This window comes from Cryobacterium sp. TMT2-4 (genome assembly GCF_004402575.1).
GTDB classification, from domain to species: domain Bacteria; phylum Actinomycetota; class Actinomycetes; order Actinomycetales; family Microbacteriaceae; genus Cryobacterium; species Cryobacterium sandaracinum.
In genome coordinates this window covers 1-22,486 of record NZ_SOGE01000044.1, presented here as the reverse complement: position 1 = coordinate 22,486, position 22,486 = coordinate 1, and the positions used below count along the sequence as shown (strand labels likewise).

Below are 22,486 nucleotides of genomic sequence, written 5' to 3'. Positions count from 1 at the left end.
CGGCGTAGCTCAAGCAACTAACATGGGGTCATGCAAAGCGTTGCGACAGCCCTCAAGCGGCTGGGCGACCTGGCTGCCACCCCGACCGTTTCCCGATTGGCGACCGCGTTCCAGACGGCTGGACACGAACTGGCCCTCGTCGGCGGACCGGTCCGCGACGCCTTCCTCGACCGGCCGTTCAACGACCTCGATTTCACGACGGATGCCACGCCGGACCAAATCCTGCACCTCGTGAAGCCAATCTCGGATGCCCACTGGGATATCGGCCGCGCCTTCGGAACAATCGGCGCCCAAATCGCCGGCGAAAAGGTGGAGATCACGACTTACCGGTCGGAGAGCTACGACGGCCAGACGCGCAAGCCCGAGGTGGTTTTCGGCCACCGCCTGGAGGATGACCTGCTACGCCGCGATTTCACGGTGAACGCACTGGCTCTGCGCCTTCCGGGGCTGACTCTGGTCGACCCCGCGAACGGCATCGACGACCTCCTGGCCGGCGTTCTGCGCACGCCGATTTCCCCGGAGATCTCGTTCGGCGACGACCCGCTGCGCATGATGCGGGCGGCCCGGTTCGCCGCCCAGCTCGGATTCGCCCTCCACGCCGACACCGCGGAAGCGATGGAAGCGATGGCGGACCGCATTCGTAATATCTCGGCCGAACGCATCGGCGACGAGCTCTCGAAGCTGCTGTGTGCGGACAACCCGCATGCCGGGCTCGAGCTGCTGGTGGACTCCGGGCTCTGCAGCCGGGTGCTGCCGGAGATCCCCGCCCTGCGCCTCGAAGTCGACGAGCACCACCACCACAAGGATGTCTACCAGCACACCCTGACGGTGCTGGACCAGGCCATCGGCTACGAGAAGTCCCGCGGCAGCTTCGACGGCCCCGACCTGATCGTGCGCCTGGCGGCGCTGCTGCACGACATCGGCAAGCCCGCGACTCGCAAGCTCGAGCCGGGCGGCGTGGTCAGTTTCCACCACCACGACCTGGTCGGCGCGAAGCTGGCGAAGAAGCGGCTACGAGCCCTCCGTTTCGACAACGACACGACGGCCGCCGTGGCACGCCTGATCGAACTGCACCTGCGTTTTTTCGGCTACACCGAGGGTGCCTGGACGGACTCCGCGGTGCGGCGCTACGTGCGGGACGCGGGGGACCAGCTCGAACGACTGCACATCTTGACTCGTGCGGACGTCACCACCCGTAACCGCCGCAAGGCGGACCGGCTCGGCTTCGCCTACGACGACCTGGAACAGCGCATCGAGGAGCTGAACGAACAGGAAGAGATGGCGGCGGTGCGCCCCGATCTCGACGGTGAGCAGATCATGGCCGTCCTCGGAGTGGGCCCGGGCCGTGACGTCGGCGAGGCCTACCGGTACCTGCTCGAGCAGCGGCTGGATGATGGGCCGCTCGGCGAAGACGAGGCCACCCGCCGCCTTATCGCCTGGTGGGCCGAGCGCGTACAGTAGGCCCTCCCGGCGCCTTCCGGGCCCGTCTATTCGCCGAGGCTCGCCGTTTGTGCCGAGAGTCGCCGCACGGGTGACGACTCTCGGCACAAACGGCGAGCGTCGAGACCCGGTGGCACTTCGCGAGCGGATGTGTCACCATCCCTCCACAGGACCTCCGCCGCCGATCTTGGCCACAGGAGCCGCCCTTGCGATCGGAGCCAGTAGGCCGCACCACCAGCATGGCGCTATGAATCTCTACTCCCCGCATGACTGGCGGCCTTTGTATCTCGGCCGTGACGCTCGGTTTCTCGGCAGCGATGGGCGTCCTGTTCAACGGCCGGTCGGATCCGGTCAAGCCGTTCGCCTACGACGTGGCGTTGCCGTTGACGCGACCGGCTGGGACACCATCAGCGATCGTGATCGGTACTTCTTGCGTTTGCGCGCCGTGGAGGCCACCAGAAAGTCCCAGCCCGTCTACTCTTATGAATCGGCTGCTGTTTTGTGGGGACTGCCCATCGTCGGCAGATTGCCCGACGAGGTCCACCTCATGGCTGCCGGTGAAACCGGCGTGCATTCGAAGAACGGGGTCACCTGGCACCACGACCGATTGCCCGACGAAGACGTCGTGGAGATCGAAGGGATGCTGGTCACGGGTCTGCTGCGTACGCTGATCGATGTTGCACGAACGGCAGGATTCCTGTCGGCAGTCGCCACGCTCGATTACGGAATGAAACCTAAATTCACCCTGCCGAACGGCATGGCTGCGCTCGGGATCGACCGCGACATTCTGCTTGATCGACTCGACTCCGACGGACCAACCCGTGGGGCACGAGCCGCTCGGATCGCCATTGTCTTCTGCGACAGTCGATCCGGTTCGGTGGGCGAGTCCCTCAGTCGAGGACAGATTCACCTGTGCGGATTCCCGCCCCCCGAATTACAGGTGTCCTTCGTGCACGAGGACGGGCAGGAAGACATCACGGACTTCCGGTGGGTTCAGAAACAGAAGAACCGCACACTTCGCCTCCTCGGCGAATTCGACGGCAAAGTCAAGTACACGCGGGACGCCTTCATGAATGGGCGTACCAGTGAAGAAGCCGTGTGGTCAGAAAAGCTTCGCGAGGACCGGCTTCGCGGGACGGGGCACGGAATGGCGCGCTGGATCTGGGCGGTAGCGCTGCGCCGGGAGAGCCTGAAACGGCTCCTGCTCGCCGCCGGACTGCGTCCCGAACCAGGGAAATGCCCCAACAGGTGAAGCGACCGTCGCCGTTCGTGCCCAGAATCTCCGATAGCACGGCGATGGTCGGCACAGTCGGCGATACTCGCGACAGCGTTGACGGACTCGGCGGCGACGAGGGCGCCAAACGGGTGAACGGGCGGAGGCGGTGGCGGAGGGCCGCCGTTTCCGGTAGCCTTGGCAGGTTGTCTGTGCGCCGGATTCCCGGCCTCCGCTTACAACACATGCACAACCCTCCTGCTGCAGAGATTCTGCAGCCGTTTAGTCCGAAGGAGGTGGGTTAGTCATGCATCAGTACGAGTTGATGGTTATCCTCGATCCCGAGATAGATGAGCGCACCGTAGCTCCCAGCCTTGACAAGTTCCTCAACGTTGTTCGCAACGATGGTGGAACCATTGACAAGGTTGACGTTTGGGGTCGCCGCCGTCTCGCTTACGAGATCAACAAGAAGTCCGAAGGCATCTACGCCGTTGTCGACTTCACCGCCAACGCTTCTGCCACGGCCGAGCTCGACCGCCAGCTGAAGCTGTCGGAAGCAGTCATGCGCACCAAAGTGCTTCGCGCAGAAGAAGGCATTGCCCAGGTCGCCGTCGCGAGCAAGCTCGCCGCCGAGAAGGCCGCCCGCAAGGCAGCCAACCCGAAGGTAATCGCTGCGAAGGCTGAAGCCGCTGCTGCCGCCCCGACCGCCAAGGTCGCCGCGTCCGTGAAGCCCGCATCGGCAGCTGCTGCCGCCGCGGTCAAGGCTGCTCCGGCTAAGGTCGAAACCCCGGTTGTCGACGCTCCTGCCACGGCAGAAGCTGTTGCTCCCGCGCCGGCCGCGTCCGCCGACAAGGCAAGCGACAAGTAGCCCGTGGCCGGCGAGACCGTAATTACCGTGGTGGGCAACCTGACCAGCGACCCGGAGCTGCGGTACACGCAGAACGGGCTGGCGGTTGCCAACTTCACCATCGCATCCACTCCGCGCAATTTCGATCGCGCGACCAGTGAGTGGAAAGATGGCGAGTCGCTCTTCCTGCGCGCGAGCGTTTGGCGTGAATTCGCCGAGCACGTAGCTGGTTCACTGACCAAGGGTACCCGTGTCATCGCTTCCGGGCGTCTCAAGCAGCGTTCGTATGAGACGAAGGAAGGCGAGAAGCGAACGAGCATGGAGCTCGAGATCGATGAAATCGGTCCTTCGCTGAAATACGCCACCGCTCAGCTCACTCGCGCGCAGTCATCGTCTTCTCCTCGAGGCGGTGGCTCACCTGCCGTTGCCTCGAACGACGAGCCCTGGGCTGCCAGCGCCCCCGCCGCGAACACCGGTGGAGATGTCTGGAACACTCCGGGAAACTTCAGCGACGAGACACCCTTCTAAGCCGAGCCCTACAGGCTGTTGGCTGAAAAACACTTCTTTGAGAAAGTAAGGAAATCATGGCTGGAAAGTCGAGCGGCGACCGCCGCAAGCCGCTCCGCGGTGCTAAGGGTGGCAAGAATGCCGCTCCCGCGAAGTCGATCCGGGTTGGTGTCATCGATTACAAAGATGTCCCCACCCTCCGCAAGTTCATCTCCGAGCGTGGAAAGATCCGCGCCCGTCGTATCACCGGTGTTTCCGTTCAGGAGCAGCGTCTTATCGCCCGCGCCGTCAAGAACGCTCGCGAAATGGCGCTGCTGCCCTACGCCGGTTCAGGCAGGTAGGACACCTCATGTCAAAAATCATTCTGACGCACGAGGTCTCCGGCCTCGGTGCACCCGGTGACATCGTCGAGGTCAAGAACGGGTACGCCCGCAACTACCTCTACCCGCAGGGATTTGCTGTTTCCTGGACTCGCGGTGGCGAGAAGCAGATTCAGCAGATCAAGGCCGCTCGCGTAGCCCGCGAGCACGCCACCCTCGAAGAGGCGCAGGCTCTCAAGGCTGCACTCGAGAACGCCAAGGTCAAGCTGGTCGTCAAGGCCGGCGAAGGCGGACGCCTTTTCGGCTCCGTCAAGACCACGGATGTTGCGGATGCAGTTGCCGCAGCGGGTCTCGGTGCCCTCGACAGGCGCAAAATCGAGCTCAGCCCGATCAAGATGACGGGTGAACACCAGGCAACGGTTCGTCTTCGTGACGAACTGAGTGCGACCATCACACTGCTGGTGGTAGCTGCCAAGTAAGCTCTACAGCTTTACACCCGTGTGGCGGTGGGTTCCGAAAGGAACCCACCGCCACACCTGTTTAAGCGATGTCACACACCCAATCGGGGGTGATTTTAGTCCCAGAACATGAGGCGCTGTACACAGGTTTTCCCACACCTCGACAAGATTCAACACGTACTTTAGATAGGTTTTCCACACCACATTGTGAATAGAATTAATACCTGATCAAGCTGCATTTATGTGATAAAAAACTTAAGTTGTCCACAGTTGATTCCACAGCTTGTGCACAAGACACGCGGCGTTTCGCCCAGATTCTCCACAGGCTTATCCACAGGGCGGTTTGTTCTCTGCCGAGCCGGGTCCGTATGGTGGGCACGCGGCCGCAATCGAGGTGTGCACAGTGCCCGGCAGCGATGTCGGTGGGCCCTGATAGAACTGCACCACGAGTAAAGGAGGCACGAGTGTCGATCTCTCACTTGGGTCTGGCGGACAAGCGCGGGGCAGACTCACGCGGCGGACTGGAAGCCCGGCACACCGAGCGCACGCTCCCGCACGACCTCCTGGCCGAGCAGAGCGCGCTCGGCGGCATGATGCTGAGCAAGGATGCCGTCGCCGACGTCGTCGAGACCGTGCGCGCCGCAGACTTTTACATCCCCAAGCACGAGATCATCTTCGACGCGATCCTGTCGCTCTACGCGCAGGGCGAGCCGACCGACGTTATCGCCGTCACCGACGAGCTCACCAAGCTCGGCGAGCTGTCCCGGGCCGGCGGCGCGGACTACCTGCACACGCTCACGAGCCTCGTGCCGACCGCGGCCAACGCCGGTTTCTACTCTTCGATCGTCGCCGAACGCGCTCTCCTCCGGCGCCTCGTCGAGGTCGGCACCCGCATCGCCCAGATGGGTTACTCCGGTGAGGGCGAGGTGCTGGATCTGGTCAATACCGCCCAGGCCGAGGTCTATGCCGTCACGGGTGGCAGCGAAACCGAAGACTATGTGCCGCTGACCGACGCGGTCACAGCCGCGATCGAGGAGATCGAGGCTGCCAAGCTCAAAGACGGTCAGATGACCGGTGTTCCCACCGGCTTCGCCGATATGGACGAGCTCACCAACGGCTTCCATCCCGGCCAGCTGATCATCGTGGCGGCGCGTCCGGCGCTGGGTAAGTCCACGCTCGCCCTCGACTTCGCCCGGGCAGCCTCCATCAAGCACGACATGCCCAGCATTTTCTTCTCCCTGGAAATGGGCCGCAGCGAAATCGCGATGCGTCTGCTCGCGGCCGAAGCATCCGTGCCCTTGCAGAGCATGCGCAAGGGCGCCGTCGACGCGCGCGACTGGACCACCATTGCCGCCACCCGCGGTCGCATCAACGACGCCCCGCTCTACATCGACGACAGCCCCAACATGACCCTGGTCGAGATCCGGGCCAAGTGCCGCCGGCTGAAGCAACGGGTCGGCCTCAAGATGGTCATCATCGACTACCTGCAGCTGATGACGTCGGGCAAGAAAGTCGAGTCGCGCCAGCAGGAGGTCAGTGAGTTCTCCCGCGCGCTCAAGTTGATGGCCAAGGAGCTACAGGTTCCCGTTATTGCCCTCTCCCAGCTCAACCGTGGTCCCGAACAGCGCGCGGACAAGATGCCGGCCATCTCAGACCTGCGCGAGTCCGGTTCGCTCGAGCAGGACGCCGACATGGTCATCCTGCTGCACCGCGAGAGCGCGTACGAGAAGGACAATCCGCGCGCCGGCGAGGCGGACCTGATCGTCGCCAAGCACCGTAACGGCCCCACGCGCACCGTCACGGTCGCGTTCCACGGCCACTACTCCCGCTTCGCCGATATGGTGCCGGGCGCCTGACACCCTTTAGGTTCCTGATCTACATGTCATAATCCTGATCTTGTTGTCCATCGCTTGTCAGTGATGACAACTAGCAAACCTCGAAAGTCGAAACAGCTTGGCGTGACTCGCCCACCGCGTCAGTCAGTAGCGGTCCTGTGGATGGACTGGAGCGCCGCACGGCTTCGACCTTCACTCGCGGGAATCGCCAGGGCCCGCCGGCGTCGGGGCAGCCTTTCGCGAGGCCAGCCTTCTCCCGCTGGCCTGCGCCGGTGGACCATCGGCGTGCGCGGGGCACAACAATCAGCTAGCATCACCGCATGAAGCGCATAACATATATCGGCGGCTCCATTGTCACGAGCAACAGCATCACATCAGCGCTTCTCGACTACGTCACCTCAGTGGCCGATAGCGACAATAGTGTGGCTGTGGATGTCACCGTGCTCGACGAGAACGACGAGACATCCGTGCACACGCTAACTCTCAGCCCAACCAGTCAATTCGACGTCGTCGATGTCGACGTCGAAGGGATGACGGAGGAAGATGAGGCGACGCGTTTCCCGTTACCTGAAATGCCGATGATCGGTATTACCGGCACCGTCGAAACCACAGGCGACGCTGGTCGGACGGCCAAGGACTTTAACCTTGTCGCTAACGAAATCGACAACGGACTTGGGAGCATTCATGGGTAAATTTATCTACGGGACTCCGTCGATCACCGTCGATTTCGACGACCGGGTGCTCGCTCACCTCAAGATCGTCATTTTGTCCAAGGTACGCCGAGGGGAAAGTTTCACGTTTTCGTGGGAATACTCGGCGGCATCAGGACACGGTCACAGCACCATTTGGATCCACCCAACGATTCCGCTTCAATTCGACTTTTTCGGCAATAGGGAACCTCTCCTAAACCGTGCTTGGGTCGAGGAATTGGTGCGTCTGTCAAACACACCAGGCGGCCTGCGGGTAACGCCGGAACCGGCCGAGTTGGAGACGCCCGCACGCGATCGATAATTGCCTGACTACTCCACCCTGGCTCCCGGCGTGAAGCCTGCCAGCGGGGTCAGGGCCAATGAATGCGCGACGTCGTGTCGATGGCCCGGATTGCGACGGACGCACTCGCCCTCAGGGGCTCCATCAGGACAAAGGGCTAAGGCACGCACCCACTTTCGTGGCAGTGATAAACTTAGTTAAATTTATGAACTTGGGCTGTGGTGTCCGCGGAAGTTCCGGTCGGCCTCGCCCCGGAAGGACGGCTTAGCCATGTCCCAACCTCTCTTCGAAGCGAGCACGGTGCCACCGAGACTCTTGATTCTCGGGATCACCGCCTGCCCCACGGGCATAGCGCACACCTACATGGCGGCCGAGAAGCTCGAGAGCGCAGCGGCTGAGTTGGGCTACGAGATGAAGGTCGAGACGCACGGCTCGGTCGGCGTCGAAGGCACCTTCAGCCAGGACGACATCGACCGTTCGGACGCAATCGTGATCGCGGCCGACACCAAGATAGATGCCTCGCGCTTCGCGGGCAAGCGGATCGTCTCCGTCGGGGTCGCCGACGGCATTCACCGCCCCGCCGCCCTGATCCGGGACGCCCTCGCCGCCGAGCCGTCCACCGTCGGCGACAGTTCCAGCCGGGACGCCACGCCCTCGAGCAGCGGCAAGGCCGACTTCGGAAGCACCCTGTACCGCGCACTGATGAACGGCGTGTCGTACATGATCCCGTTCGTTGTGGTTGGCGGGCTCCTGATCGCCATCTCGCTCTCCTTCGGCGGCGAGGCGACCCCGAATGGGCTCGTCATCCCGGAGGGCAGTTTCTGGCTGACGCTCAACCAGATCGGCGGACTCGGTTTCACCCTGATGGTGCCGATCCTCTCTGGCTTCATCGCCTACGCCATCGCCGACCGGCCTGGGCTCGCACCGGGCATGATCTGTGGCTGGATCGCCACGACCGGGGCCTTCTACAATTCCGAATCAGGCGCCGGCTTTATTGGCGGCATCATCACCGGTTTCCTGGTCGGCTTCGTCGCCCTCGGCATCAAGAAAATCCCCGTGCACCGCTTTATCAAGCCGATCATGCCGATCCTCGTGATCCCCGTGCTCACCACCGTGATCGTCGGCGGCGCCTTCGTGCTCGCCCTCGGCCAGCCGATCAGCTGGGTCTTCTCCAGCATGACCACGTTCCTCACCGGCCTGCAGGGTGGCAGCGCGATCGTGCTTGGCCTGATTCTCGGCGCCATGGTCGCCTTCGACATGGGCGGCCCGATCAACAAGACCGCATTCCTCTTTGGTGGAGCATTGATCGCGGAGGGGAACTCAGCCCCGATGGGCATGGTCGCCGCCGCGATCGCCGTCCCGCCGCTCGGGATGGGCTTGGCCACCCTGATCCGCGGCCGCTACTTTTCCAAACCAGAGCGTGAAGCCGGCATCGCCGCACTGTTCCTGGGATTCTTCGGCATCACCGAGGGCGCGATTCCGCTCGCCGCGGCCAAGCCGCTGCAGGTCATCCCGGCGAACATGATCGGTGGCGCCATGGCCGGAGGCATTGCCGCCCTGTTCGGGGTCACCAACTCCGTACCGCACGGTGGCCCAATCGTCGCCGTCTTCGGTGCGGTCTCCGGGGTGCCGATGTACTTCGCGGCCTTGCTCACCGGCGCCGTCGTCACCGCCCTCGTTTCGGTGCTGCTGCTCGGCATTTCCGCGCGCAAGTCGACCCGCCACGCTGCAGCGACGGGTGCGGCCACGGGCACCGCCGCCGGGGCTTCCGGTCCTGTCCCCGCGCCCACGGGCCCATCGGACGCGGATGCCGGCACGGTCGGCTCGGTCGCGTCCGAGTCCGAATCGTCGCCTATGCCCCCGGCGAAGAAGACGGTGCTCGACTATATCGACGAACGCACGATCGTGCTCGACGTCGACGAGACCGACCGGGATGCGATGATCAGCACCCTCGCCGGCCTGATGAGCAAGACCGGCCGCGTCACCGACGAGACCCTGGTGACCCAGGCCGCCCTCGCCCGCGAGAAGCACGGCACGACGGGCATCGGCGACGGCATCGCGATCCCCCACGCAAAGTCGGACGGTGTAACCGCCCCGGTACTCGCCTTCGCCCGCAGCACGCAAGGCATCGACTGGAACTCAGCCGACGGCTCCAAGGCCACGCTGATCTTCATGATCGCCGTCCCGGAGGCGGAGGCCGGAACCGAGCACCTGAAGGTACTCGCCCAGCTATCCCGCGCCCTGATAAAGCCCACCTTCCGCGACGCCCTCCAGGCCGCCACGACCCCCGCGCACGTACTCGAGGCGCTGGCCCTGCAAGTCGGCGCGAAGACGGTCGCACCCGACGCGTTCTAGGAGCCTGCCGATGGTACGCATCGGCAAACCCGAGCGCTTAGTCTCCAGCAGACCAGAAACGCCGCGGCTTCGGGTCGAAAACTCAACGATTTCGGCCTGCCAGGTTGGGTGTCACGAAGGAACGTCTAGCGGGGCACTGGCTGATGTTTTCGTTTACCGAATTTGTTGTCGGGAACCGCGACTGATTCAGGTCGCTGCGGTCGGTCAGGCGATGCTCGTATAGCGGGAGCAGGCATCGAGCACCTTGTTGGCATCATGAGTTCCTGCGCGATTGATGCCTTGCGGACCGAAAATCGGAAACGGTAGATCTAGCCGGCGCCCATCGACAGTCTGAAAAATACGGAGGGCCAGAACCGCGACGCTGATATTTCCTATTTCGACCATGTGTCGGCCGGGATGGGCGTAATCAATGTCGTTCCAGGGCAGGGCCATTCGAGGGACATCGGTTCGTCCGCGACCCCAAAGCTCGATTCCTTTCGGTCCGAGCGTGACCACGAAGTGCTGGCGCAGTCGCGGTCGGTCGGTCCCAATCGTCTTCAGGGCGTCGATGAGTGCCGGGGTGCGCTGCGTCATGAAGACAAAGGCGTCGGGTCGAACCGCCTCTGCCGCTCGCAACTTGGCGCGCTGGAATACGGCGGTGCCCAAGAAAATCAGGGCGACAAGCACTCCAAGCCCCACCAGCCCGATCCGGCCTGTTTGTTGGAACGACATTCGATCGGCGAACTGGCCATCTGCGCCAACCAACAGGTCGCTGAGGACCACGGCGATGAACCCGATCGCGATGATTGCAAGGCCCCAGATCCCGATCTTCATTGGCAGCGAGGTGGGCACGTCGACGAACCGCACGGCATTGCCGAGCGACGACGTGTTGACTACCGCTCCAGAGGTCATGAGCCGAGCCTACCCATGGGGTGACCCGGAGCGGTAGCAACAACAGGGGTCGGAAATCACACGCCGTTAGGGCTGGTGATGCGGTCATGACGCGGCAGCATTGCTGCTCACCAAGGTGATGAGGGCAGCGGTGAGATTGCGTCCGGCAACCCTTGAGACACTCGGCACCGCCCAATTCGCCAAATGCAGTCAGATTCATGTGTGGGGTGTCTCGTAACCTCGGTGTGTCGAAACACATGAGATGTAAGACGACTCGAAGCCCGATAATGTGACATCGAGCTTCACAGGGCGCCGCCATTTATCTCCAAACTCCACAGAAACCCTGCCAGATAGGGTTCAAGCTCGATCTTCTTGGCACTGACACGCAAGGGTCTCAGACCCTGCTCATTAAAGGATTCGTCACCCCTCCGCCCGGCGTGAGCGCTCCTTGGATAGTTCGAGGCCGTGTTTGGCAATTACGGCCTCCGCTTGCTCTTTGTAATCAACCCGCATGAAGCGCCTCGAGAAGGCCCATTTGATCCACGGCTCCTGACTGTCGTGAAAACTCGCGTGTGCCGCGAACTCGCGTCGAACTCGCTGATGTCACTGCCAGCTGCGCGGAGGTGATCGCCGTTGGGCCGTTCAGACTCCAGCTCTGACCAAACTAAGCCAGCAAAGTAGGCCACGAAGAAGCTCGCCGCTCCCACCTGCCAGGAATGTCTGGCTATGAATTGCGAGGGCAACCGCGCTGTCGCGTCGAAAAGCGCGTCGACCGCTGGCGCGAGCCTTTCAATTTGGCGTCGTTTCACCGCGCTCGTGTTTGGGTGATGAGTTATGTATTCGTCGGGAAGCAATGCCGGAGCGAGCATCGCTGCCTTCTGAAATGCGAAGATGACCTCATCGATCTGCTGGCGATCACGGATGAGCCGTGATTTTTTGGCCTCCAATCGGGCGTAGCAAAGTACTCTACGACGAGAGTCGTGATGAGAGCGACGAGCACGGGAACGTCGATTTTGCTGAAGGCGTCGGCTATTTCATTCGGGATCATGGGCAAATCTTTTGCATCAGGTTCGTCGATCTTGCGTTCTACTCGTCTGCACCTGGAGCAGGGTCAGCCCGTCGTGGAGGCAGAATGCGGTACAGGCTCGATTTCGTGATGCCGGTCTTAGAAACAATGTCGGGGATTGTGTGCCCCGCGTTGCGCAGGTGATCAGCGTAGGCGAGTTTTGTGGGATCCACGACGCTGGGGCGCCCGATGCGCCGGCCCTTGCTCATCGCAACTGCACGGGCATGGGCGGCACGTTCGAGCGAATAGATGCGCTCCATCTGTCCGAATAAGGCGAGCATGACTACGGCTAGCTGCGACATCGAATCATCCGGATTGGCGGAGTCGACCCGAATCGGATCGGCATGTTTCGTTCCCCGACGCCACGTTCGCGCAGGTCGTGGATCATGTTTAGCGTGTCTCGAACAGTTCGGCCGAGACGGTCCAGGGTGTGCACCACGATTACATCGCCGTATCGAGCGACTTCGAGAGCCGCCGTTAGCCCCGGTCGGTTTGTCGTCGAGCCTGATTTCTTGTCGACGTAGACCTGATCGGCGGGGATCCCGACGGCGCCGAGCGCGTCGAGCTGCCGGTCGAGGTCTTGCTTGGCAGTCGAGACGCGAGTTTAGCCAATATCCACAGCGGCCGTACCGGAAGTCGTTTTTGTACGAGAGAAACGAAAGACCTTTTCGAACCTAACTTTTGGAACGAATTTCCACAGCGTGTCGAAATTCTAAACTCCGCCGTAGGAGGCGTTCCACTTTCAAGGATATGGAACGGTTCGGCTTCGAGGTTTTACGCTCAGTTCGGCGCCGGATTGAAAGTCGTTGCGGCGTCCGCGGCGCAGCGTTCCGAGCTCGCATGTTTACGCCATTCTTTTCTGGTCAGTGTGCTGGCTTGAGGCCGGTGATAGCGCGGCTGTGGGGGAGGCGCAGCAACAGCAGTCCCACCGGCCAAGCGATTCCGATCGTGAGCAGGTAGACCACGGGTTTCGGTGGACCCAATGAGTGGAGGCCTGTGACCACCGCAGGGTGGATAAAGAGCACCGTTAATGACGCCCGGGCAAGTTGAGTGACCACTCGCGAGAGCTGGCCAATGCCGTCGACTCGGCTCTTTCGTCTGACACTGGGTTTGGCATCCTCCCCAACAGAATCGCCGCCCAGCAGACCCTCTGTAATGAGAATGAAGCCGAAGGAAAGTGCGACGGCCACCACTATGCTCACGACCGGGGTACCCACATCGAGCCGCTTCAAATCAAGCGGCTGCGACCATCCCAGAACGATGAGGGTAAAGGAAACCGCAAGCAACACGACACCAGTGACAATCGGGTGCCGCACCATACCCCGGGCCCGCCGCATCGAACGCCCGGCAACGATGAAGATGATGCACGCAAGGGCGAGCCCCAGGCTCAACGGCAGGAATCGTGCAGGATGTCCCGGGATGTACGCCGCCGCGATGAAAAGTATCGCGGCGATGGCCCACTGCCCGGGTAGCGGCAACCGTGACACAGGCCAATAGATGACAGCGGCGAAGAACAACGCTGTCACAAACCACATCGCCCAAAAGGGCCCATCGGTCGCGAACTGGCCGCCCCAGAGAAGGTGCGCGAGCCTGATCGGATCGAAGCCGCCCTCCACACTTTCGGTCCCTAAGGTGACCGTTCCAAGCAGCACGAGCCAGACCGCGTAGGGGATGAGGAGGGACCTGACCCGGCTCCTAACCTCCCGGTTGAACGACCGACCGACCTTCCAGAGATAACCGGAGAGCAAAAAAAAGATCGGTACATGCCAACTGTAAAGAAATGGTCGTGCTGGACCGTCTACCCAGATGTGGCCGGCCACGATTGCGAGCATTGCGAACACGCGCACAGCGTCGAGGGACACGGAGCGGCCTCCGTGGAAGCCAGCACGGACGCGCGCTCCCGTCGATAGGAATTTCTTCTCGTTGGTCCCACCGTCGTCTTGCCCGCTACTGCTGATAGATCTTCCTCCCAATATTCACTGGGAAGTCGTCATCGTTCGACCATGGACGAGGACATAGGTAATGTCCAACAAACTGTCCAGCGCAACTATCGGTGCGGATGCATCGTACCTTCGGCGCCTCAAACCCCATGATGATCAGATGCCTCCCCTTGGTGCAGGCCAGCTAGTCGCAGTACCGCGGCTAGTCCTTCCGGCGCACCAGGCCAGTGGCGTTTGATCGCGACGCTACCTGCTTGTTGGGTCGCGAACTGCAGCGCGATCGCGACAATAAGGGCTCCGTCAGCATATCCCAGAACCGGGATGAAGTCAGGGATCACATCAATGGGAAATAGAAGGTGAAAGAGAAGAATGTGGAGCCATATTCGCACGCCCATGGACACTGAATGATCGCTCGCGAGCCGCCGAAGGAGATGCGAAGTATCGGGCACGAGCCGCAACAAATCCTTGAGCGATGCACCTCTTAGGTGACGCGTGGATTCATCCAGAGGAAAAGCACGAGCGCGAGCCAGAAGAGTGCGCGGCTTCCCAGGGCGCTAGCGCGAACTGCCACCATTCAGTCATCATTCACGCCCCCCCGTGACGAAAACCACGAGCGTCTTAGCGTTCGTCGCAGCAAAGTATTCCAACTCCAATCGCATTCCAACCGACTATCACCCACTTCCTCGTCGGCCTTGGCGGTTATTGCTGTGAACCGAGATGGGGTCCACCAGTTGTACCGACTCAAGTGTGTCCCACTCGGTGCTGCTTGGCGTTTGTCGAGCCGACCGCTGGGGAGCCCGCCCTTGACACGGGCGTCGATGGCTCTCTCGGTGAGCGTTGGCTCTCTCACTTTCTTCTCACGGTGGTGTCAATAGCGTCAGTTTTATGACAAAGATGGCAATAACTATCAGGGGCCTGTTGCGGTCCTTCGGTTCCCGGCGGCGTTAGCCGACCTCGCTCTCGAGGTGCCGATGGGAGAAGTATTCGGGTTGCTCGGGCACAACGGGGCGGGCAAGACCACGTCGGACTGGCGTAGCTCGCGATAATCATCACCGCCCACCGGCTCTACCTCGCCTCCCGCTAGCGGCGAACAAGAACGCTCGCCTCGCCCCGGACAGGAAAGGAATGACCCGCTGATGGCCGTTTCGATCGTGATACCCACCTACAATGTGGCACCGAGCATCGCTGAGCTCGCCGCACGGATTAGTGACGCCACAACCAATTACGACGCGGAAATCATCTTCGTCTCTTCGGACGACACCCCGCAGGTAATAGTTCACGTCGGCAACACCGCCCGCCTCCCCGTCCGCATCATCCACCGAAGTACACCCACCGGCGGCTTAGCGGGCGCGGTCCTCGAGGGCATTGCCGCCAGCGACGGGAAGGGGTGCATCGTGATGGACGGCGATCTGCGGCACCCTCCCGAGATGATTCCGATTCTGCTAGCCGCAGCTGCTAGCGAACACGAAGATGTGGTTGTCGCCTCCCGGAACCTTGACGACGGTTCATCCGGCGGGCTCGCAGGCGCATCCCGCCATATCGTCTCCACCGCAGCAAACCTCCTGGCACGCGCAATGCTCCCGTCAGGCTGCAGAACTGCACCGACCCGATGACAGGCTTTTTCGCCGCACACCGCGCCACCATAGATATATCAGCGTTGCAGCCACGAGGATTCAAAATACTGCTCGAGATTCTGGCCCGCAATACGGTCACCGTGGTGGAGGAACCGTTCGTTTTCGACGAACGACAAGCCGGTGTATCCAGAGCCGACTTCCAGCAAGGGGTCCGCTTCGTCACGCAACTTGCCGCACTCCGCTTCGGTCACCTTTCCGGCTTCGTCAACATCGGCGCAGCTGGCGCGGTAACGAACCTGCTCATCATGGCAGGACTGCAGGCTCTCGGCGTGTGGTACATCGCTGCTGCAATCATCTCTGCAGCCGTCACAATCGTCGGCAATTTCCTCCTCCAAGAGCGATTCGACTTCCGAGACCTCCGAGGACCTGCCGCATCCGGATGTATCCGATTTGCCCGATCCTTCGCCCTCAACGGCGTCGAGGCGACGGTTCGCACCGCTGTGCTCTGGGCCGTCGTCGAGACAACGACACTGCCAGGAATTGCAATGCAGGCCGTCCTCATCGGCATCGGATTCATGCTCAGATTCTTTCACCACTCCCAACGTTGAACGTCAACGGCGGTATGGTCACCTCGTGGCCCACACAAACCCATCCATGATTAATTCTGGGAAGAGAGCGAACACATGAGTCAAGAAGTGAATATTGCTGCACAGCAGAAGTTTGGTGACGCCGTGAACAGCGGAGAACTCGACCTTCTCAACGACCTCGTGGCCGAAGACGCAGTCGACAACGACCCGGCCCCGGGCCAGGGCCCGGGCCACGCAGGCTACAAAGCGTTCTTTGGCGAGATGATTGCCGCTTTCCCCGACCTGCACATCGAAGTCGAGCGCCTCGTCGCGAACGACACCGACGTCGCATTCGCGTACACTCTCACCGGCACCCACCAGGGCCCTCTCATGGGCCACCCGGCTAGCGGGAAAACGATGTCTGTTCGTGGCATGCAAATCAGCCGGTTCGAGAACGGGAAACTTGTCGAGCGTTGGGGTAGCAGCGACGAACAGGGCATGCTCCAACAACTCGGCCTGGCACCGTAACCTGCGATAACTGGCGTGCCTAATCAGAAGGAGTAGGGCGGAGGACGCTTATTTGACTATGGTTTATGACGCGAGACGGCCTTGATCGCGCACTGGGCACGCAGGCAGAACTGTACTGGTGTGCCTGGTAGCGCCTCCGATCCGTCAACGCTGGCGCGTAGGTAGGGGTGGCTCGTAAATTCGTTGCCGCTACCAACATTGCGCGTATCGTTTCGCCGCGCGTTTTGTTGGTCTTATGAGGACGAGCTGACCTAGCGGATCTCACGGGTAATCAGCTGACGGAGGCTTCTGCGGCGCTGCGAGGTGACGGCCCAGGCAGTGGACACAGCACGATGAATTTTGTTGTACCCGCCTGTTCGTTGAGTGCGGCGGCGTGGCTCCATAGGAAGATCCATATTTTGACCATGGCTGTGTCGGCCGACGACGGCATTGCAAACTTGTACATGCAGATTGCATAGGTTTCGGTGACGGAGGCGTCATACAAGGGGCCGAAGGCGAGTGCGTCACCGGCGGCTACTTGTTCGAGAAGCAAATGGTCGCCGGCACCGTCACGGGGGGACGCGGCTCCGTCTCGGCGGTGGCCATGGTGCGGTCCCGGACGCTCGAATGACGAGTGTAGACAAGGCACTCCCTGGATGTGGTGAGTGAATCCGCTGACAGGGCCTAGAGCAACGCAGAAAATCTATGTGACCCAAATGGGGTGTGTCAAGCCGGTTGATGACTCAGAAATCGGTCACAAATAACTTCCGAAACAACGCCCTTGACCATTGAGACTCACAGGCCTCGGTTTCAGCATCTGCAGGATATTAGTAATTCTCGTCAATTTGGCTTGCGCGCTGATCCTTTGCAACACGTGAAATGCCTGGCGGATTATGTGACAAATTTCGGGTTTCTGGGCGATACGGACGTGATGTCACGTAATCGAACGTTTAGATGACAGGGGTCGAGCATGCACGTCGGATGCATGCGCGTGTCAAAAGCTGATGGTTCGCAGAGCACTGATCTACAACGAGACGCACTCCTGGCTGCCGGCGTCCCTGCAGGGGATCTCTACGAGGACCGGGTATCCGGCAAGAAGGACGGACGGCCACACCTGGCGGCCTGCCTGAAGGCGCTGCGTCATGGTGACACGCTCCTGGTTCGGAAGCTGGACCGGCTCGGCCGAGACCACGATCATCCCGACCTCGGGCCCGGGGCGGCAATCGACACCACCACTGACCGTGCGGGTCGTGGGCTACACGATCGACGACGGACGCGACAACCCTGACGCCGACCGGCTGCTGACCACGATCCTTGATCCGGCCGAGGCCTCCGCGGAAGAACTCGCGACCGTGTATTCCGAACGGTGGGAGATCGAGTCCGTGTTCGACGAGCTGAAGTCTCACCAACGCGGTCCGCGCATGGTGATGCGGTCCAAATTCCCCGACCTGGTCAAGCAGGAAATCTGGGGGCACCTCTGTTGCCACTACGCGATCCGCACCCTCATGGTCGAGGCCGCCCAGCATGCTCAACGCGACCCTGACCGGGTCTCCCTCATCGCCGCACTCCGCATCGCCCGCCGTTCCGTGACTCAGGGCGTTTTTTTCCCCTCCGCGCCCTGACTACGCCAAAGCGGTCTGGCGCCATGCGCTACGCGCCCTGATCCGACGGCTGAACCCCGCGCGACGACGACGTTCAAACCCTCGCGTCATCAAACGCAAGGTCTCAAAACGGCCCGCCAAACGCTTCCACCACGCGCACTGGCCACAACCCCTCCACGAGCCAGAAATCACCACTCAACCGCTTAAATGAACGGTATTGGGCTTGATACTCGAACCACCGGCCGTCGGCTTCAGAGATCCGAAATAACGCCCTTCGGATTGGCACCGTAACCTCGCAGCGAGGGAAGTTTTCACGGTGAGTGCTTTCGTCGCAGAGACCGCCGCCGGGAACACTCTTACCCGGATTGCACAGGACGCCGGATTCGGAAGAACCACGCTTTCTCGGCAATTTAAGGAACATGGAATCCAGCCACCTCCTTGTGGTCGTCGCCCGAAAGACATTTCACGGGAGTTTCCCGTGCGGCACTACGTCGACCAGGGTGAGTCCGCCCGGGAAATTGCAGCGATCCTCGGGATGAGCCCGAGTGCTGTCCTCCGTAGACTCCTCNGCCTGACCTCGACCAAGCCCCACACCCTCACCAGCTTCGCGAAAGTCGACGGTAACCGCCTCTGGTATCCACCGGAAGAGTGAAACCCGAGGGTGCCAATCCGAAGCAAGCTGGTACAGCGAATACGTTCGAGAGCATCATTATGGCAGTGGAAGGCATACCAATGACAAAAAAATTCTCAGTCGGCGATCACGTGCGCTGGAACTCCGAGGCCGGCCATGTGCACGGCACCATCGCGAAAATTCATACGATAGACGTGGAATACAAAGGGCACACTCACCGCTGCAGTCCCGATGATCCGCAGTACGAGATCACGAGCGACACGACCGACCACGTGGCGATGCACAAGGGCGAGGCCCTGACGAAAATCTAGCCATTCGTGACCACCAATGCATACAAACGGCGAGCGTGAGCACCTCTGTGATTGTCGGCAGTCTTGGAAAACGACCACGGATCAGATGGCGACATTCGCGGGAACGGTGGCTGACACCGCCGTCCTGGCACGGGCAGACACGGGTTAAAGTGGACGCCATCGGTGGTAGTGGATCGGCTTGGTCGATGGGCAGACGATACGCGAGTTCGGTGTCACCGTTCACGTCAAAGATATTAAAGACCGTGCGCACTCAAGAGGTCGAGACCAGCCCCACGACCTTGTCAGATAGGTGCGTTCTCCGACTCAGTCCGAGTGAACTGTTGCTGCTAGCTCGACGATCCAGTCGGGTCAGTAATCCTGACCCGGACACGGCGCAGATGATGACGATGGGCGCTGAGGTGAAGCCGAACTGTTAAATCGGGTCGGTGGCTCGCCTGTCAGTTTTGAGGTCGATTACGGTGTACGCCGCAGTCCGGGTAGAGGTGAGTTGGGGGGTAAACGTGGTCATCTTCTATCTCGTCTGGGAGAGCGAAAATGGCACCACTTTGTGGGCGTGTTGACATGAAGTACCGCGGGTGAAAGTCTGAATTGTAGTTACAAGCAGGCGAAACGAGGACAGTATGGCCGAATTCACCACGGAAACTGATCAGCTCACGGGGGTGCGGCATCGCACTGTCACAGTCGATGGGTTGGAGATCTTCTATCGGGAAGCGGGTCCGGCGGATGGGCCGACGCTCGTGCTTTTGCATGGGTTCCCTGCTGCGTCGCACCAGTACGCGCGCCTGATGGATCGGCTCAGCGACCGGGTGCATCTCATCGCACCGGATTATCCGGGGTTTGGTTACAGTAGCGCTCCTGCCTCGAGCACCGGCGGCGGCGACTTTGTTTACTCTTTTGATCACATTGCCGAGGTCGTCGAAGCGTTTCTGGTGACCCTTAACATTGACGCGTTCTTCATGTACGTTTTCGACTTTGGCGCTCCTATCGGGTATCGCATCGCGGCGCGACATCCGGATTGGATACAGGGGGTCATCGCGCAAAATGGCAACGCCTACGAGGCGGGGCTGGGGCCGAATATGCAGTCTGTGGTTCGGTACTGGGCAGATCAAGAGGGGGTGGAGACCGCTATCCGCGGAGCGCTAACAGCTGCGGCGACGCGCTCCCAGCATCTCGAAGGGACCGCGCACCCAGAGCTCGTCGATCCTGACTCATGGACTTTGGATCAGCACTGGCTCGATCAATCCGGGCGAGACCAGATCATGCTCGACCTGCTCTATGACTACCAGTCCAACGTCGTGTTGTATCCAGCGTGGCAAGCGTGGATGCGCGAACATCAGCCCCCCATGCTTGTGCCTTGGGGGCGCAACGATCAGTTCTTCTCTGAAGCAGGCGCACGAGCATACCTCGATGATCTTCCCGCTGCTGAGCTGCACCTGCTTGACACCGGGCACTTCGCCTTGGATGAGCAGCTGGACACCGTTGCGCATCTGATCGATGACTTCATTGGACGACATGCGCAATAGCGGTCGTTCTACGTACAAGCACCATGAACACTGACAGAAAGGTAACGACAATGTCATTTGAGCAACGCCTCTCCGTCGGTGATGTCGATCGCGAGGCCTAGAAACCGATGTTCGCCCTAGAGAAATACATCCACGCGGGAAACCTGGGTGAAGCTCTGCCGGCGCTGGTGAAAATTCACGCGTCGCAGATCAATGGATGCGCGTACTGCCTGGACATGCACGGGTGCGAAGCCCGGGCGGCGCTCAGCGCCGCCTCGATGTGTTACAGGCAGGGAGGAGGCGCCGAGCTTGTGGTTCGAGCGACCTCCGGCTAACGCGGCGTCGTCCAAGCCGCCTGAAGGGGTCACGATCGTTGTATGGGCGAAGGACTGGCGTTTGTGAATCTTCAGACGTACCAGAGAGCGAGTCAGCTGTCGCCTCGCCGCGTAGTTTCTTCCCACCTTGTCCGAGCGAACCGTTTGCGGGACACACTCACGTTGAGGTGAAGGCATGTCTTACACTTCAGTCGGCCAAGGCGAGCGGCCACACAACGCGGAATCGCTCGAATACGATCTCGTCGTCCTCGCTCCAGACGGCGCCTCGCGCGGCGCAAGTACGAGTCCAGTATTTCGCGTGCTGGCTCCGCCAGCTGGCCAGAGAGCGGTCGTCCTCGCCCTCATCCCATGCGAATGATTCGTCGGCGCTGCTGAACGTGCCCAGGCGAAATTCGGTGCTGCGCACGATAATGCGCGGGGCTCCCGTGCTGTCACAAGCGATCCAGTGCGAGCCGATTCTGGTCAATTTGTCGCCGTCTGCGGCGAACGCGGCGGCGAGCTCCGCAGTGGCCCGCTTAGCTCCGTGAGTAACATCCCGCAGCAGTTCGTCGGCCAAGCGCACCGAGTCGCCGAAGTGCTCCACGGTGTACTCGGGGCAGGTTCGTACGGCATCAGGACGAGCTGCGGCGTAGGCAACCCACAACGCCGCGCCTGCCTCGGTGTCGGGCGAAGCGGCGGGCATTTCATGAGCAGTCTTTCCATAGAGCCTGCCACATGATAATTCCACCACTGAGGACGGCACGGCATAGCGATTCGTCATGCCTCGGTGATGCCTCCTGTAGCGGGTTCCTCTTGCGGGACTCTGAGAATTGGACGCGGAGCCCTCCCTCATAGCGACCCGGTCTATAGGCGAAGTGTCTCGTAACCTACGCGCCTCAAACCCATGGGATATGAAACGGTGGGGCTGCGGCGGAGCATCGCGGACGTTGCCTCAGTACTGTTCCATTACTGGTCAGACCCCCAACCAAAGACGCGGCCGCCGGAGCAATGGCTGTCTATCGGTTGCCTCGGTCAGATCAGTAACGAGACTCTGCAGGTTGCCTCGGTGACATTGGGATAAGCGGTCGCTGGATCGTGAATAAAAGACGGTGGTGGCCGGTTGTGGTGGAAGTACGTCTGAGAGTAGTCGGAGATACCCGCTGCCGTCAGCCAGTCACAATCAACGGAAAGTAGCCAGTCCATGGATCTCAGCAATTTGGACCTCACCAAAAGGCACGGAATCATCACGGGCGCGGGGCAGGGCATTGGTCGGGCACTCGCCCTCGAATTTGGTCGCGTGGGGGTCATCTGCTGCTCGTCGGTCGGCAGTTGGACACTCTCGCAGAAACTGCGCGGCTCGTGGCCGCCAAAGGCGGAACCACTGAGGTCCTGGTGTTAACGCCAACTGAAAACAGGGCCAGAAACGCCAGGCGAGTTCTAGGTCTCGTCGCAACACTCCACCAAGATTTGGAGTGTGAAGATGGCCAGACGTGGGCGCAAGAGAAACCTCAACCGCGAAGACGAGTATTGGAAACTCATCCTTGCCGGGATCGGACCGATCGCCGCCGCGAAGCGCGTGGGGATCGGACGCACGACCGGTCACCGTTGGCGATCTCAACGTGGTGGGATCGCGCCGCTA

23 protein-coding genes and 3 pseudogenes are annotated in these 22,486 nt (G+C 61.2%); 19 read left to right on the top strand and 7 right to left on the bottom strand.

Translation table 11 applies throughout. The features are described 5' to 3' along the window. Positions 1-30: 30 nt before the first annotated feature. From E3O54_RS15285 to E3O54_RS15240, 10 genes and pseudogenes are all read left to right on the top strand, one after another. Complete coding sequence (locus E3O54_RS15285; protein ID WP_134401963.1) at positions 31-1,461, top strand: CCA tRNA nucleotidyltransferase; 1,431 nt, start codon at positions 31-33, stop codon at positions 1,459-1,461. Between the two features lie 226 nt (positions 1,462-1,687). Beyond that, positions 1,688-2,692, top strand: coding sequence for a hypothetical protein (locus E3O54_RS15280; RefSeq protein WP_134401962.1), 1,005 nt, complete (start codon positions 1,688-1,690; stop codon positions 2,690-2,692). A 268-nt stretch (positions 2,693-2,960) separates the two neighbouring features. Continuing rightward, positions 2,961-3,329, top strand: a pseudogene (gene rpsF, locus E3O54_RS15275) (30S ribosomal protein S6); the annotation flags it as partial. Positions 3,330-3,524: 195 nt separating this feature from the next. Beyond that, complete coding sequence (locus tag E3O54_RS15270; protein ID WP_104100662.1) at positions 3,525-4,028, top strand: single-stranded DNA-binding protein; 504 nt, start codon at positions 3,525-3,527, stop codon at positions 4,026-4,028. A gap of 56 nt (positions 4,029-4,084) precedes the next feature. Further along, positions 4,085-4,348, top strand: coding sequence for a 30S ribosomal protein S18 (gene rpsR / locus E3O54_RS15265; protein ID WP_035835236.1), 264 nt, complete (start codon positions 4,085-4,087; stop codon positions 4,346-4,348). Positions 4,349-4,356: 8 nt separating this feature from the next. Next, a complete protein-coding gene (gene rplI / locus E3O54_RS15260) occupies positions 4,357-4,806 on the top strand; it encodes a 50S ribosomal protein L9 (protein ID WP_104100663.1) in 450 nt (149 codons plus the stop codon). Positions 4,807-5,249: 443 nt separating this feature from the next. After that, on the top strand, positions 5,250-6,641 hold the full coding sequence (gene dnaB, locus E3O54_RS15255; RefSeq protein WP_104100664.1) for a replicative DNA helicase: 1,392 nt from the start codon (positions 5,250-5,252) through the stop codon (positions 6,639-6,641). 299 nt (positions 6,642-6,940) lie between these two features. Further along, positions 6,941-7,312: a hypothetical protein gene (locus tag E3O54_RS15250; protein WP_134375293.1), complete on the top strand. Its 372-nt coding sequence runs from the start codon at positions 6,941-6,943 to the stop codon at positions 7,310-7,312. Next, on the top strand, positions 7,305-7,631 hold the full coding sequence (locus E3O54_RS15245) for an ATP-dependent DNA ligase (RefSeq protein ID WP_104100666.1): 327 nt from the start codon (positions 7,305-7,307) through the stop codon (positions 7,629-7,631). The genes E3O54_RS15250 and E3O54_RS15245 overlap by 8 nt, the downstream gene beginning before the upstream one ends. Before the next feature lie 249 nt (positions 7,632-7,880). Then, positions 7,881-9,965 (top strand): fructose-specific PTS transporter subunit EIIC, encoded by a 2,085-nt coding sequence (locus E3O54_RS15240; RefSeq protein ID WP_134401961.1) that lies wholly within the window; start codon positions 7,881-7,883, stop codon positions 9,963-9,965. A gap of 204 nt (positions 9,966-10,169) precedes the next feature. On the opposite strand, the gene E3O54_RS15235 is transcribed toward E3O54_RS15240, so the two are convergent. The 5 genes from E3O54_RS15235 to E3O54_RS17075 form a co-directional block, all read right to left on the bottom strand. After that, on the bottom strand, positions 10,170-10,856 hold the full coding sequence (locus E3O54_RS15235; RefSeq protein ID WP_134401960.1) for a hypothetical protein: 687 nt from the start codon (positions 10,854-10,856) through the stop codon (positions 10,170-10,172). 1,065 nt (positions 10,857-11,921) lie between these two features. Continuing rightward, on the bottom strand, positions 11,922-12,203 hold the full coding sequence (locus E3O54_RS17085; protein ID WP_241976928.1) for a helix-turn-helix domain-containing protein: 282 nt from the start codon (positions 12,201-12,203) through the stop codon (positions 11,922-11,924). Continuing rightward, positions 12,191-12,442, bottom strand: a complete 252-nt coding sequence (locus E3O54_RS17080; protein WP_241976935.1) for a recombinase family protein — start codon at positions 12,440-12,442, stop codon at positions 12,191-12,193. Before E3O54_RS17080 ends, E3O54_RS17085 begins: the two co-directional genes overlap by 13 nt. 322 nt (positions 12,443-12,764) lie before the next feature. Then, entirely contained in the window at positions 12,765-13,763 is a 999-nt protein-coding gene (locus E3O54_RS15225; protein ID WP_134401959.1) for an acyltransferase family protein, read from the bottom strand. 218 nt (positions 13,764-13,981) lie between these two features. Further along, positions 13,982-14,236, bottom strand: coding sequence for a YkvA family protein (locus E3O54_RS17075; RefSeq protein ID WP_241976934.1), 255 nt, complete (start codon positions 14,234-14,236; stop codon positions 13,982-13,984). 576 nt (positions 14,237-14,812) lie between these two features. Between E3O54_RS17075 and E3O54_RS17420 the strand changes: the two genes are divergently transcribed. The 4 genes from E3O54_RS17420 (at position 14,813) to E3O54_RS15200 (ending at position 16,509) form a co-directional block, all read left to right on the top strand. Further along, positions 14,813-14,887 (top strand): hypothetical protein, encoded by a 75-nt coding sequence (locus E3O54_RS17420; protein WP_338145491.1) that lies wholly within the window; start codon positions 14,813-14,815, stop codon positions 14,885-14,887. Between the two features lie 90 nt (positions 14,888-14,977). Further along, entirely contained in the window at positions 14,978-15,454 is a 477-nt protein-coding gene (locus E3O54_RS15210; RefSeq protein WP_134342722.1) for a glycosyltransferase, read from the top strand. Further along, complete coding sequence (locus E3O54_RS15205; RefSeq protein ID WP_134342721.1) at positions 15,451-16,023, top strand: GtrA family protein; 573 nt, start codon at positions 15,451-15,453, stop codon at positions 16,021-16,023. The genes E3O54_RS15210 and E3O54_RS15205 overlap by 4 nt, the downstream gene beginning before the upstream one ends. 87 nt (positions 16,024-16,110) lie before the next feature. After that, positions 16,111-16,509, top strand: a complete 399-nt coding sequence (locus E3O54_RS15200; RefSeq protein ID WP_198411506.1) for an ester cyclase — start codon at positions 16,111-16,113, stop codon at positions 16,507-16,509. 271 nt (positions 16,510-16,780) lie between these two features. Here the strand turns inward: E3O54_RS15200 and E3O54_RS15195 are convergent, their stop codons facing one another. Then, complete coding sequence (locus tag E3O54_RS15195) at positions 16,781-17,041, bottom strand: hypothetical protein (RefSeq protein ID WP_166805269.1); 261 nt, start codon at positions 17,039-17,041, stop codon at positions 16,781-16,783. Between the two features lie 417 nt (positions 17,042-17,458). Here E3O54_RS15195 and E3O54_RS15190 point away from each other — a divergent pair. The 5 genes and pseudogenes from E3O54_RS15190 to E3O54_RS17415 all read left to right on the top strand — a co-directional run. After that, positions 17,459-17,725, top strand: a pseudogene (locus E3O54_RS15190) (recombinase family protein); the annotation flags it as partial. Further along, a pseudogene (locus E3O54_RS15185) lies at positions 17,721-18,110 on the top strand (transposase); the annotation flags it as partial. The pseudogenes E3O54_RS15190 and E3O54_RS15185, both read left to right, overlap by 5 nt. 627 nt (positions 18,111-18,737) lie before the next feature. Next, positions 18,738-19,031 (top strand): DUF2945 domain-containing protein, encoded by a 294-nt coding sequence (locus E3O54_RS15180; protein ID WP_370248034.1) that lies wholly within the window; start codon positions 18,738-18,740, stop codon positions 19,029-19,031. Positions 19,032-19,651: 620 nt separating this feature from the next. Further along, the gene (locus E3O54_RS15175) at positions 19,652-20,554 is read left to right on the top strand and encodes an alpha/beta fold hydrolase (protein ID WP_134343387.1); all 903 of its coding nucleotides are present in this window, start codon (positions 19,652-19,654) and stop codon (positions 20,552-20,554) included. Between the two features lie 107 nt (positions 20,555-20,661). Continuing rightward, on the top strand, positions 20,662-20,868 hold the full coding sequence (locus tag E3O54_RS17415) for a carboxymuconolactone decarboxylase family protein (RefSeq protein WP_104099965.1): 207 nt from the start codon (positions 20,662-20,664) through the stop codon (positions 20,866-20,868). 187 nt (positions 20,869-21,055) lie between these two features. Here the strand turns inward: E3O54_RS17415 and E3O54_RS15165 are convergent, their stop codons facing one another. After that, a complete protein-coding gene (locus E3O54_RS15165; RefSeq protein WP_134401989.1) occupies positions 21,056-21,550 on the bottom strand; it encodes an ASCH domain-containing protein in 495 nt (164 codons plus the stop codon). Positions 21,551-22,486 lie beyond the last annotated feature (936 nt).